This window comes from Scandinavium sp. M-37, assembly GCF_043558715.1.
Lineage (GTDB): Bacteria > Pseudomonadota > Gammaproteobacteria > Enterobacterales > Enterobacteriaceae > Scandinavium > Scandinavium vulneris_A.
The window spans coordinates 1-13,409 of record NZ_JBIGIN010000042.1 but is presented as its reverse complement, the minus strand read 5'-3'; the positions used below and the strand labels follow the sequence as shown (position 1 = coordinate 13,409).

Annotated in this window: 10 protein-coding genes; 9 read left to right on the top strand and 1 reads right to left on the bottom strand. The window is 54.7% G+C overall.

Annotated features, from left to right (window positions below; genetic code table 11):
* The first annotated feature begins 164 nt into the window (after positions 1 to 164).
* From ssuE to ssuB, 5 genes are read left to right on the top strand one after another with little or no spacing between them, the layout of a single operon-like run.
* The gene (gene ssuE / locus ACG0Z5_RS21190) at positions 165 to 740 is read left to right on the top strand and encodes an NADPH-dependent FMN reductase (protein ID WP_394450925.1); all 576 of its coding nucleotides are present in this window, start codon (positions 165 to 167) and stop codon (positions 738 to 740) included.
* Complete coding sequence (locus ACG0Z5_RS21185; protein ID WP_394450923.1) at positions 733 to 1,722, top strand: sulfonate ABC transporter substrate-binding protein; 990 nt, start codon at positions 733 to 735, stop codon at positions 1,720 to 1,722. The genes ssuE and ACG0Z5_RS21185 overlap by 8 nt, the downstream gene beginning before the upstream one ends.
* Positions 1,719 to 2,864 (top strand): FMNH2-dependent alkanesulfonate monooxygenase, encoded by a 1,146-nt coding sequence (gene ssuD / locus ACG0Z5_RS21180; protein ID WP_394450921.1) that lies wholly within the window; start codon positions 1,719 to 1,721, stop codon positions 2,862 to 2,864. The genes ACG0Z5_RS21185 and ssuD overlap by 4 nt, the downstream gene beginning before the upstream one ends.
* 10 nt (positions 2,865 to 2,874) lie before the next feature.
* On the top strand, positions 2,875 to 3,666 hold the full coding sequence (ssuC, locus tag ACG0Z5_RS21175; RefSeq protein ID WP_394450919.1) for an aliphatic sulfonate ABC transporter permease SsuC: 792 nt from the start codon (positions 2,875 to 2,877) through the stop codon (positions 3,664 to 3,666).
* Positions 3,663 to 4,439: an aliphatic sulfonates ABC transporter ATP-binding protein gene (ssuB, locus tag ACG0Z5_RS21170; protein ID WP_394450917.1), complete on the top strand. Its 777-nt coding sequence runs from the start codon at positions 3,663 to 3,665 to the stop codon at positions 4,437 to 4,439. Before ssuC ends, ssuB begins: the two co-directional genes overlap by 4 nt.
* Before the next feature lie 29 nt (positions 4,440 to 4,468).
* On the opposite strand, the gene pepN is transcribed toward ssuB, so the two are convergent.
* Complete coding sequence (pepN, locus tag ACG0Z5_RS21165) at positions 4,469 to 7,081, bottom strand: aminopeptidase N (RefSeq protein WP_394450915.1); 2,613 nt, start codon at positions 7,079 to 7,081, stop codon at positions 4,469 to 4,471.
* Between the two features lie 264 nt (positions 7,082 to 7,345).
* Here pepN and pncB point away from each other — a divergent pair, with 264 nt between their 5' ends.
* The 4 genes from pncB (at position 7,346) to ACG0Z5_RS21145 (ending at position 13,291) form a co-directional block, all read left to right on the top strand.
* Positions 7,346 to 8,548 (top strand): nicotinate phosphoribosyltransferase, encoded by a 1,203-nt coding sequence (gene pncB / locus ACG0Z5_RS21160; RefSeq protein WP_394450913.1) that lies wholly within the window; start codon positions 7,346 to 7,348, stop codon positions 8,546 to 8,548.
* A gap of 169 nt (positions 8,549 to 8,717) precedes the next feature.
* Positions 8,718 to 10,118, top strand: coding sequence for an asparagine--tRNA ligase (gene asnS / locus ACG0Z5_RS21155; RefSeq protein WP_394450911.1), 1,401 nt, complete (start codon positions 8,718 to 8,720; stop codon positions 10,116 to 10,118).
* Between the two features lie 603 nt (positions 10,119 to 10,721).
* On the top strand, positions 10,722 to 11,915 hold the full coding sequence (locus ACG0Z5_RS21150) for a porin (RefSeq protein ID WP_394450909.1): 1,194 nt from the start codon (positions 10,722 to 10,724) through the stop codon (positions 11,913 to 11,915).
* Positions 11,916 to 12,100: 185 nt separating this feature from the next.
* Positions 12,101 to 13,291: an amino acid aminotransferase gene (locus tag ACG0Z5_RS21145; RefSeq protein WP_394450908.1), complete on the top strand. Its 1,191-nt coding sequence runs from the start codon at positions 12,101 to 12,103 to the stop codon at positions 13,289 to 13,291.
* Positions 13,292 to 13,409: the final 118 nt, after the last annotated feature.

Genomic DNA, 13,409 nt, shown 5'->3' with positions numbered 1-13,409 from the left:
CTGTCGCAAAAAATACCCGGTTAAACGCAATCGTTTACTTACATGCGTTTTTTGGTAATCCACTGCCAGAAAAATCATTTAGCGAACGCGCCTGCCTCTGACACACTCCCGTTAAATGTTATCAATGTTAGATAAAAGCAAACATTTAGTTATAAGGAGAGGTCATGCGTGTCATTACGTTAGCGGGCAGCCCGCGTTTTCCTTCACGTTCCAGCGCATTGCTGGAATATGCCAGAGAAACGCTCTCCCGAGTGGATGTCGAGGTTTGCCACTGGCATCTGCAAAACTTCGAGCCGGAGGACCTGCTCTACGCCCGCTTTGATAGCCCTGCCCTGCTCACACTCATAGAACAGCTGGCGCAGGCCGATGGCTTAATCGTTGCTACTCCGGTTTATAAAGCGTCATTTTCTGGCGCATTGAAGACCCTGCTCGACCTGTTACCGGAACGCGCGCTGGAAGGCAAAGTGGTGTTGCCGCTGGTTACCGGCGGCACAGTGGCCCACATGCTGGCGGTGGATTACGCGCTCAAACCGGTGCTCAGTGCGTTGAAGGCACAAGAGATCCTGCACGGCGTTTTCGCCGACGACAGCCAGGTGCAGGATTACCAACACAAGCCGCAGTTCAGCCCAAATCTCGAAAAACGCCTCGACAGCGCGCTGGAAACCTTCTGGCAAGCGCTGCATCGCCGTGACATTCGCGTCCCGGCTTTTCATCTTAAGCAAGGAGTCGCCCATGTTTAATTTGTTCCGCCCCCGCATTCGCACCTTAGCCCTGACCGGTTTGTTAACGCTCTCTGCCTGGAGTCAGGCTGCTGAACCGGCCCCCGATGCTTTGCGGATTGGATATCAGAAAGGCAGCATCAGTATGGTGCTGGCGAAAAGCCATCAGTTGCTGGAAAAGCGCTACCCGAACACCAAAATTTCGTGGATTGAATTTCCCGCCGGGCCGCAAATGCTTGAGGCCCTGAACGTCGGCAGCATCGATCTGGGCAGCACCGGCGATATTCCGCCAATTTTTGCCCAAGCCGCCGGGGCGGACCTGGTGTATGTCGGGGTGGAACCGCCAAAACCGAAAGCGGAAGTGATCCTCGTCCCGGAGAACAGCCCGATCAAAACCGTGGCCGATCTTAAAGGACACAAGGTTGCGTTCCAGAAAGGTTCGAGTTCACACAACCTCTTATTACGCGCACTACAGCAGGCGGGCCTCAAATTTACTGACATCCAGCCGACGTTCCTGACACCTGCCGACGCCCGCGCGGCGTTCCAGCAGGGGGATGTCGACGCCTGGGCCATCTGGGATCCGTATTATTCCGCTGCATTACTGCAGGGCGGCGTGCGGGTATTAACCGATGGCAGCGAATTGAAACAAACTGGTTCGTTCTATCTGGCTTCCCGCCCCTACGCCGAGAAAAACGGCAGCTTTATAGCGGGCGTGCTGAACACCTTCAGCCAGGCCGATGCGTTGACCATCAGCCAGCGTCAGCAAAGTACCGAACTGCTCGCCAGGACCATGGGTCTGCCGGAAGCGGTGATTACCAGTTACCTAAGTCATCGCCCACCGACGGCAATTGGCCCAGTCAGTGATGAAACCGCCCGTCGTCAGCAGCAAACCGCCGATCTGTTTTACGAGAACCACCTGGTGCCGAAAAAAGTCGATATCAGAAGCCGCATTTGGCAGCCCACCGCACAACCTTCTACACAAAAACAAGGAGCAAAATCATGAGCCTGAATATGTTCTGGTTTTTACCGACTCACGGTGATGGTCACTATCTTGGCAGCGATGAGAATGCCCGCCCGGTCGATCATGGCTATCTCCAGCAGATCGCCCAAACCGCTGACAGGCTCGGTTTTACCGGGGTGCTGATCCCCACTGGGCGCTCCTGTGAAGATGCATGGCTGGTGGCCGCGTCGATGATCCCGGTCACCCAGCGACTGAAATTCCTCGTGGCGCTGCGCCCGAGCGTGATTTCGCCCACCGTCGCCGCTCGCCAGGCCGCGACGCTGGACCGATTATCGAATGGACGGGCGCTGTTTAATCTGGTGACCGGCAGCGATCCGCAGGAACTCGCCGCGGACGGTGTATTCCTCGATCACACCGAACGTTATGAAGCCTCGGCGGAATTTACCCATATCTGGCGGCGCTTGCTGGAAGGCGACACCGTCGATTTTGATGGCAAATATCAGAAAGTGCGCGGGGCAAAACTGCTGTTCCCGCCGATTCAGCAGCCGCGACCACCGCTTTACTTTGGCGGTTCATCGGAGGTCGCGCAGGAGCTGGCGGCTGAGCAGGTGGATTTGTATCTGACCTGGGGCGAGCCGCCGGAACAGGTAAAAGAGAAAATTGCACAGGTTCGCGAGAAGGCCGCCAAATACGGGCGCCAGGTGCGGTTCGGTATTCGCCTGCATGTGATTGTCCGGGAAACCACAGCTGAAGCATGGGAGGCCGCCAACCGACTGATATCCCGTCTGGATGATGACACCATCGCCAAAGCCCAGGCGGCCTTTACCCGAACGGACTCGGTCGGGCAGCAGCGAATGGCGGCCCTGCACGGCGGCCAGCGCGATAAACTGGAGGTCAGCCCGAACCTGTGGGCGGGTGTCGGTCTGGTACGCGGAGGGGCCGGAACCGCATTAGTCGGAGACGGGCCTACCGTCGCGGCACGTATTAATGAATATGCGGCGCTGGGCATCGATAGTTTTGTGCTGTCCGGTTATCCGCACCTCGAAGAGGCCTACAAAGTCGGTGAGCTGCTGTTCCCGCACTTAGACGTCGCCATCCCGGAAATCCCGCAGCCGCAGCCTTTACAGGTGCAAGGCGAAGCGGTGGCGAACGAATTTTTGCCGCGTAAAGTCGCACAAAGTTAAGGAGCGTTTTATGCCCACGCTTGCAAAAAGATGGCTGCTGCGCGTTGCCCCCTGGCTGTTGCCGGTCGGCATCGTGATTGTCTGGCAAATCGCCTCCGTCACCGGCTGGCTCTCAAGTCGCATTCTGCCCTCGCCGGAAGGCGTGGTCGAAGCGTTCTGGTCGCTATCGGCGAGCGGTGAACTGTGGCAACACCTGGCAATTAGCTCGTGGCGCGCGCTGGTCGGTTTCTCCATCGGCGGCTCGATTGGCCTGGTGTTAGGTCTGATTAGCGGGTTATCGCGCTGGGGTGAACGTCTGCTGGATACCTCGATTCAGATGCTGCGTAACGTGCCGCATCTGGCGTTGATCCCGTTGGTGATTCTGTGGTTTGGCATTGATGAGAGTGCCAAAGTTTTTCTCGTCGCGCTCGGCACCCTGTTTCCAATTTATATCAATACCTGGCATGGGATCCGCAACATCGATCGGGGTCTGGTGGAAATGGCCCGCAGTTATGGACTCTCCGGCTTCGCACTGTTCTGGCATGTGATCCTGCCCGGTGCCCTGCCCTCAATTATGGTCGGCGTGCGCTTTGCACTGGGCCTGATGTGGCTGACGCTGATTGTCGCGGAAACCATCTCTGCGAATTCCGGGATTGGCTATCTGGCGATGAACGCCCGCGAATTCCTGCAAACCGATGTGGTGGTGGTCGCTATCATTCTTTACGCACTGCTGGGCAAACTGGCCGACGTCAGCGCCCAGTTTCTGGAACGCGTCTGGCTGCGCTGGAACCCGGCTTATTATGTTAAGGAGGTAAGCGTATGAATACGGCACGTCTGAACCCGGGTATTCCGCTGCTGCTGAACGGTATCGGCAAGCGGTACGGGAATAATACGGTCCTCAACGCTCTGGATTTGCATATCCCGGCCGGGCAGTTTGTCGCGGTGGTGGGTCGGAGCGGCGGCGGGAAAAGCACGCTGTTACGTCTGCTGGCCGGGCTGGAAAAGCCCAACGCCGGAGAACTGCTGGCCGGAAACGGCCCCCTCGCGGCCAGCCAGCATGAAACGCGGATGATGTTTCAGGATGCACGCCTTCTGCCATGGAAAAGCGTTATTGATAATGTGGGTCTTGGGCTGAATGGCAACTGGCGTGAGGCGGCGCAGGAAGCGCTTGCGGCAGTGGGGCTTGAAAGTCGGGCAAGCGAGTGGCCAGCGGCGTTATCCGGCGGGCAGAAACAGCGTGTGGCCCTGGCCCGGGCGCTAATCCATCGCCCCGGTTTATTGTTACTGGATGAACCTCTCGGAGCGCTGGACGCCCTCACCCGCCTGGAAATGCAGGATTTGATCGAGTCCTTATGGCAAACCCAGGGCTTCACGGTGCTGCTGGTTACGCACGACGTAAGTGAAGCGGTGGCCATGGCCGATCGGGTGCTGTTAATCGAGGAAGGAAAAATCGGTCTGGATTTGACCGTGGATATCCCGCGCCCACGGCGAAAAGGATCCGCGCGCCTGGCGGAGCTGGAGGCTGAGGTGTTGAATCGGGTGATGAAACGCGGCATATCGGATTCTCTGACGGAACCCCGCGTGCGACATGGCTAAAAAACGCCCGGTATTCCGGGCGTTATTATTTAGGCTAACGCTTTGGTGATTTTCTCGAACAGATCGCCGGACAGATTTTCCAGCCCTTTCAACTGTTCCAGCGCCGCACGCATTTTTTCCTGACGCGCCGCATCGTAACGTTTCAGGCGAATCAGCGGCTCAATCAGACGCGAAGCAACCTGCGGGTTACGGCTGTTCAGCTCGGTCAACATCTCGGCGAGGAACTGATAGCCGCTGCCGTCTTCCGCGTGGAACGCCGCCGGGTTACTCATTGCAAAGGCCCCAATCAGCGAGCGGATACGGTTCGGATTGCTCAGGGTAAACGAACGGTGTTTCAGCAGACCGCGCACCGTTTCCAGAACGTTTGCCGCCGGGCTGGTGGACTGCAGAATAAACCACTTGTCCATCACCAGGCCGTCGTGATGCCACTTGTCGTCATATTCCTGCATCAGCACGTCACGGCACGGCAGCTGCGCCGCCACGGCGGCAGCCAGCGCGGCCAGCACATCGGTCATGTTGTCGGCGTGATGATATTGATGGCTCACCAGCTTATCTGCCAGCTCAGCGTCACCGTATGCCAGATAGCGCAGACAGGTGTTACGCAGCGTACGCTTGCCGATATCGGCGTGTTCCACGCGGTAGGCATCCAGTTGGTTGGCGTTGTAAATCGCGAGGAATTCGTCCGCGAGTTCTTTCGCCAGGGTGCGGGTCAGCGCTTCACGTACCGTCGCAATCGCCACCGGATCGATAATCTCAAACAGCTCGGCGATTTCGTTCACTGAAGGCAGGGTCAGAATTTCTGCCGCCAGCGCCGGGTCAATGTTCTCATCCAGCAGAATGGCACGGAACGCATCGGCAACGTGCAGCGGCAGCGACAGTGGCTGCTGCTGCTGATGGCGGGCCACGTTCAGCTTGATGTAGGTCGCCAGCAGACTCTGGGCGGCATCCCAACGGGAAAAATCATTGCGGGCATGGCGCATCAGGAAGGTCAGTTGCTGATCGCTCCATTTGTATTCCAGTTTCACCGGAGCGGAGAATTCACGCAGCAGCGACGGCACCGGCTGGAAGTAGACGTTATCAAAGATGAATGTCTGCTCGGCCTGGGTAACGTTCAGGACGTTATGCACCGGATGACCGCCCTTCTGCAGCGGGATAACTTTACCTTCGTTGTCATACAGCTCGATGTCGAACGGAATGTGCAGCGGCTGTTTATCCTGCTGCTCAGCCGTCGGGGGCGTGTGCTGTTTGATGGTCAGCGTGTATTGCTCGGTTTCCGGGTTGTAATCGTCATGCACGGTCACTACCGGTGTCCCCGACTGGCTATACCAGCGACGGAAGTGCGAGAGGTCAACGTTGGACGCATCTTCCATCGCCTGCACGAAGTCGTCACAGGTCGCGGCGCTACCGTCATGACGCTCAAAGTACAGCTGCATCCCTTTCTGGAAATTGGCTTCGCCCAGCAGCGTGTGCAGCATGCGAATGACTTCTGAACCCTTCTCGTACACCGTCAGGGTGTAGAAGTTGTTCATTTCGATAACCATGTCCGGGCGAATCGGATGCGCCATCGGGCTGGCGTCTTCGGCAAATTGCATCCCGCGCATGGTACGCACGTTGCTAATGCGGTTGACCGCGCGCGAGCCGAGATCGGAGCTGAACTCCTGATCGCGGAAAACGGTTAAGCCTTCTTTCAGGCTCAGCTGGAACCAGTCGCGGCAGGTGACGCGGTTCCCGGTCCAGTTGTGGAAATACTCGTGACCGATAACGCGCTCAATATCGAGATAATCTTTGTCAGTAGCGGTATCGGTACGGGCCAGCACGTATTTGGAGTTAAAGACGTTCAGGCCTTTGTTTTCCATCGCGCCCATGTTGAAGAAATCGACGGCGACGATCATATAGATGTCGAGATCGTATTCGAGGCCGAAACGGTCTTCGTCCCATTTCATTGAGTTCTTCAGCGAGGTCATCGCCCACGGAGCGCGGTCAAGGTTGCCGCGATCGACAAACAGTTCCAGTGCCACTTCACGCCCAGAACGGGTGATGTATTTATCACTCAGGACGTCGAAGTCCCCGGCCACCAGCGCGAACAGGTAACACGGTTTCGGGAACGGATCCTGCCACTGGACCCAGTGACGGCCATTTTCCAGCTCGCCCTGCGCCACGCGGTTACCGTTGGAGAGCAGGTAAGGATATTTACTTTTATCCGCGATGATTTTGGTGGTAAACCGCGCCAGCACGTCAGGGCGGTCCAGATACCAGGTGATGTGGCGGAAGCCTTCCGCTTCGCACTGAGTGCAAAGGGCTTCACCAGACTGATACAACCCTTCCAGCGCCGTATTCGCCGCTGGGCTGATTTGGTTAACGATGCGCAGCGTAAAACGCTCCGGCAGGCCGTTAATCACCAGCTGATTGTTTTCTTCTTTATAGTCACTCCACGGCTGGTCGTTGACGTGAATCGACACCAGCGTTAAATCTTCGCCATCGAGACGCAGTGGTGTGGCAGACGCAGCGTGACGCGTAAACTGGCTTTCGGCGGTCACGACGGTTTTTGCGGCGTCCAGGTCAAAGGTCAGGTCGATATCGCTGATCAGGTATTCCGGCGCACGGTAGTCGTGGCGGTATTTGGCTTGGGGCTGTTGTGTCATAAAAAACCTTTAGCATCTTTTGTAAAGTATCGGGTTCAGTCTATTCCTGTTGTTACTTTCACGCTACGCAGAATGTTCATCTTTTCAGGGGCAAACACGCAAATTGCTACATATCGATAACACGCGGCACGTTTTGCCCTCGACCCTTCTGACGGCTTGTGTTGTGATCGGGGTTCAATAAATCAATAAACAAGGTATACTCCTGCGGTTTCAGCCGTTGTTTATTGTACTAAACGCTCCTTTAAGAGGACGCTATTGCGCACCATGAGACAATTCGCTTCCCCTGTTCTGCAGACGCTGCTTGATACAGATGCTTATAAGCTGCATATGCAGCAGGCCGTTTTCCATCATTACTATGATGTGCAAGTGGCTGCAGAATTCCGCTGCCGCGGTGACGATCTGCTCGGAATTTATGCAGATGCCATTCGCGAACAAGTCGAAGCGATGCAGTCGCTCCGGCTGCAGGACGACGAGTTCCAGTGGCTGTCAGGCCTGCCGTTCTTCAAGCAGGATTACCTCGACTGGCTGCGCGATTTCCGCTACAACCCGCAGCAGGTCACGGTCCATAACGACAACGGCAAATTAAACATTCGCCTTGAAGGCCCGTGGCGCGAAGTCATCATGTGGGAAGTTCCGCTGCTGGCGGTCATCAGCGAGCTGGTGCATCGTTACCGCTCGCCCGAGGCCGACATCACACAGGCACTCAGCGCCCTGGAACACAAACTCACCGATTTCAATCGGTTGACTCAGGATATCGACCTGTCTGGCTTCCGCCTGATGGACTTCGGTACCCGCCGTCGTTTCTCGCGTGAAGTGCAGCAAGCCATCGTTGAACGTCTGAAGCAGGAACCGTGGTTTGTTGGCACCAGCAATTATGATTTGGCGCGTCGACTGTCGCTGACCCCAATGGGAACGCAGGCCCATGAATGGTTCCAGGCGCATCAGCAAATCAGTCCCGATCTGGCCACCAGCCAACGTGTGGCGCTTGCCGCTTGGCTGGAAGAATATCCGGATCAGTTGGGGATCGCCCTTACCGACTGCATCACCATGGACGCCTTCCTGCGCGATTTTGGGCCAGAATTCGCCGAGCGCTACCAGGGCTTACGCCATGACTCCGGGGATCCGGTGGAATGGGGTGAAAAGGCTATTGCCCACTATCAGAAGCTTGGCATCGACCCGATGAGCAAAGTGCTGGTGTTCTCCGATAACCTTGACCTCACTAAGGCCATCGACCTTTACCGTCATTTCTCTTCACGGGTGAATTTGAGCTTTGGTATTGGCACGCGTCTGACCTGCGATATCCCTCAGGTGAAACCGCTGAATATCGTGATTAAACTGGTGGAATGTAACGGCAAGCCGGTCGCCAAACTGTCAGACAGCCCGGGTAAAACCATCTGTCACGACAAGGCCTTCGTGCGTGCCCTGCGCAAAGCGTTTGACCTGCCCCAGGTCAAAAAGGCCAGTTAATCAACAAAAGGGAGCCTTCGGGCTCCCTTCTTCTTGTTATTTTCTCAATTCGTCCCGTCTCGTAGCGATTTTTTCTTGTCTGATGAAAGATGACAGGTAACATAGGGATCCCCCTTAATCAGGGTGGAAATTGATACCTTTATTCCGGACTACTAACAGAGAGATTACTATGAGCGTTGTGCCTGTAGCCGACGTACTCCAGGGCCGCGTAGCCGTTGACAGCGAAGTCACCGTGCGCGGATGGGTGCGTACCCGTCGAGATTCAAAAGCTGGTTTTTCCTTCCTCGCCGTCTATGACGGTTCCTGCTTTGATCCAGTACAGGCCGTCATCAATAATTCTCTGCCCAATTACAATCAGGAAGTGCTGCGTTTAACCACCGGCTGTTCAGTGATTGTCACCGGCAAAGTGGTGGCGTCTCAGGGCCAGGGCCAGAGCTTCGAAATCCAGGCTTCTCAGGTTGAAGTGACCGGCTGGGTTGAAGATCCTGATACCTATCCGATGGCGGCAAAACGTCACAGCATCGAATACCTGCGTGAAGTAGCGCATCTGCGTCCGCGTACTAACCTGATTGGTGCGGTCGCACGCGTGCGTCATACTCTGGCGCAGGCGCTGCACCGTTTCTTCCACGAGCAAGGCTATTTCTGGGTATCTACGCCGCTTATCACCGCGTCTGATACCGAAGGTGCGGGTGAAATGTTCCGCGTTTCCACGCTGGACATGGAAAACCTGCCGCGTAACGATCAGGGCAAAGTGGACTACGACAAAGACTTCTTTGGCCGTGAAGCTTTCCTGACCGTATCAGGTCAGTTGAACGGTGAAACCTATGCCTGTGCGCTGTCCAAGGTTTACACCTTCGGCCCGACATTCCGCGCAGAAAACTCCAATACCAGCCGCCATCTGGCTGAATTCTGGATGCTGGAGCCGGAAGTGGCCTTTGCCGATCTGGAAGATAACGCCGCATTGGCAGAAGCGATGCTGAAGTATGTCTTCAAAGCGGTACTCGAAGAGCGTGCCGATGATATGAAATTCTTCGCCGAGCGTGTGGATAAAGATGCCATCAGCCGTCTGGAACGTTTTGTCGAAGCCGATTTCGCGCAGGTGGATTACACCGATGCGATAACGATTCTGGAAAACTGCGGTCAGACCTTTGAGAACCCAGTATTCTGGGGCGTGGACCTCTCTTCCGAGCACGAGCGTTACCTCGCTGAGAAACACTTCCAGGCACCGGTCGTTGTTAAAAACTACCCGAAAGACATCAAGGCGTTCTACATGCGCCTTAACGACGACGGCAAAACCGTTGCCGCAATGGATGTTCTGGCTCCGGGTATCGGCGAAATCATCGGTGGCTCCCAGCGTGAAGAACGCCTGGATGTTCTCGATGCACGTCTGGCGGAAATGGGCCTCAATAAAGAAGACTACAGCTGGTATCGTGATCTGCGTCGCTATGGCACCGTGCCTCACTCAGGCTTCGGTCTTGGTTTCGAACGTCTGATTGCTTATGTCACTGGTGTTCAGAACGTGCGTGACGTAATCCCGTTCCCACGTACACCGCGTAACGCCAGCTTCTAAGCGCGCAACTATGATGAAAGCCAGCTATCGAGCTGGCTTTTTTTTGGCTCTGTCAGGATTTGTGTACAAATTTCTACAAACATAAAGGTCAACCCCTCGCTTTAACCCAAATGTTACACCCCATTTCACGCAATACTTCTGCACACATTTCCCGCAACACTTCTCTGGCGCTTAAGTAAAGCCCTGGTGCTTAGCACACAAAATAACCACCTTCAACGCGCACGAATAGCTAACTTTGAGCCATAAGAAAAACAGTGATGAGAATCATTCTTAGATAAGAAAAGCCGTTATTAAAATTAAAGATAAGCTTTTCATATAGATAGATATAGAGATGGCGTTTAATTCAGCAATGCGGCAGGAAATTTGAGGTGGTTCACAAAGTTCCCGAATTTACACAAATTATTACACATTATTTCTTCTTGTTACCTATTTACGATATTTGTAGCACTTTCAGGCTAGCGAAACGTTGTCATGAATGGAAATATGCCTGTCAGACACAGAAAGACACCAAACTCTCATCAATAGTTCCGTAAATATTTATTGACGAAAACTATTGGCGGCAGTGGCAAGTGTCCATAAAAAAACCAATGAGGGTAATAAATAATGATGAAGCGCAATATCCTGGCAGTGGTTATCCCTGCCCTGTTGGCAGCTGGTGCGGCAAACGCAGCAGAAATCTATAACAAAAATGCCAACAAACTGGACTTCTATGGTAAAGCAGTCGGGGAACACATCTGGACCACCAACGGCGACACCACCAGCGATGACACCACCTATGCTCGTATCGGTTTCAAAGGCGAAACTAAAATCAACGATCAGATCACCGGTTACGGCCAGTGGGAATACAACCTGGATGCGTCCAGCGTTGAAGGTTCTCAGGGGACTAAAACCCGTCTGGCATTCGCAGGTCTGAAATTTGGTGACGCAGGTTCTATCGACTACGGTCGTAACTACGGTGCCATCTACGACGTAGCGGCATACACCGATATGCTGGTTGAGTGGGGCGGCGACTCCTGGGCTGCGACCGACAACTTCATGAACGGTCGTTCTACTGGCCTGCTGACCTACCGTAACAACAACTTCTTCGGTCTGGTTGATGGCCTGAGCTTCGCCCTGCAGTATCAGGGTAAAAATGAGCGTAACAGCCCAGTTACCGTTGACTACAATGACAACAACGGCACTGTACAGAACATCTCTCTGGGTGGTAACGGCGCGAAAGCGAACGGCGACGGCGTGAGCACCTCCGTTCAGTACGAATTCCTCGAAGGCTTCAGCGTTGCCGCGGGTTATGAAACTGCTGACCGTACCAACGACCAGGTTAATCCAGAAGTTCGCACCATCAACGGTGTTACTTACGGTAACGCAAGCGCTGGCGGTGACCGCGCTGAAGCGTGGTCAACTGCATTCAAATACGACGCGAACAACGTCTACGCAGCTGTAATGTATGCTGAAACCACCAACATGACTCGCGAGCCAGACAACAACTTCGCGAACAAAACACAGAACATCGAAGCTGTGGTTCAGTACCAGTTCGACTTCGGTCTGCGTCCGTCCATCGGTTACGTGCAGTCTAAAGGTAAAGACCTGCTGGCTCGTTCCAACAGCAACGGCTCCTTCGCGGGCGGCGATGCTGACCTGGTTAAATACGTAGAAGTGGGTACCTGGTACTACTTCAACAAAAACATGAACGTCTACGCAGCATACAAATTCAACCTGCTGGACGACAACGCCTATGCAAAAGCATCGGGTCAGGCTGTCGACGACCAGGCTGCTGTAGGTATCGTTTACCAGTTCTAATCAGTACGCCACTTTGTTATATGCTTGAAAAACAGGGCTTCGGCCCTGTTTTTTTTATGTCCGGCAGTGATTAATAATGACTTTTGAAAAGCGCCGCGCTTTTTCTCGCAAACGGTTGGCTTTTCGTCATTCTCCCGTTAACCTGATAGCGGATTTCCCTTCAGTAACCACAATGGAACCTCGTCATGTTTGAGAACATTACCGCTGCCCCAGCCGACCCCATTTTGGGTCTGGCCGATTTGTTTCGTGCCGATGACCGCCCCGGAAAAATCAACCTCGGGATTGGTGTTTACAAAGATGAAACCGGAAAAACTCCGGTACTGACCAGCGTTAAAAAAGCAGAGCTGTATCTGCTGGAAAACGAAACCACCAAAAACTATCTCGGCATCGATGGTATTGCAGAATTCGGCCGCTGCACTCAGGAGCTGCTGTTCGGTAAAGGCAGCGCGATTGTCTCTGACAAACGTGCACGTACGGCACAGACCCCGGGCGGGACCGGCGCTTTGCGCGTGGCAGCAGATTTTCTCGCTAAAAACACTGACGTGAAACGCGTGTGGGTCAGCAATCCAAGCTGGCCGAACCATAAAGGCGTGTTCAACTCTGCGGGTCTGGAAGTCTGTGAATATACCTATTACGACGCAGAACAACACGCGCTCGATTTCGACGGCCTGGTTTCAAGCCTGAATCAAGCCCAGGCTGGCGATGTGGTACTTTTCCACGGCTGCTGCCACAACCCAACCGGGATCGACCCGACGCTGGAACAATGGGAACAGCTGGCAAAACTGTCCGTTGAAAAAGGCTGGCTCCCGCTGTTTGACTTCGCCTATCAGGGCTTTGCCCGTGGCCTGGAAGAAGATGCTGAAGGTCTGCGCGCGTTTGCTGCGGTTCATACAGAACTGCTGGTGGCGAGTTCCTTCTCGAAAAACTTCGGTCTGTACAACGAGCGCGTTGGGGCTTGTACACTGGTCTGTGCCGATAGCGAAACGGCGGATCGTGCGTTCAGCCAGATGAAAGCCGTTATTCGCGCAAACTACTCTAACCCACCGGCTCACGGTGCCGCCGTGGTGGCGACCATTCTGAGCAATGACGCTCTGCGCGCCATCTGGGAGCAAGAGCTGACCGATATGCGCCAGCGCATTCAGCGTATGCGTCTGCTGTTCGTGAATACTCTGGCCGAGAAAGGCGCAGATCGCGATTTCAGCTTTATCGTGAAGCAGAACGGCATGTTCTCCTTCAGCGGTCTGACCAAAGATCAGGTGCTGCGTCTGCGTGAAGAGTTTGGCGTTTACGCCGTGGCGTCGGGTCGCATCAACGTTGCAGGTATGACCCCTGACAATATGGCTCCGCTGTGTGAAGCCATCGTCGCCGTGCTGTAATTCAGCCGACAAGAAAAAGGCCGCTCGCGCGTAATGCTTGTCAGTTAAGCTTTTGAAGAAGGCCGCAACGGGTAACGTTGTGGCCTCTTTTTTACGGCTCTCGGGTAATGCCGGGCTC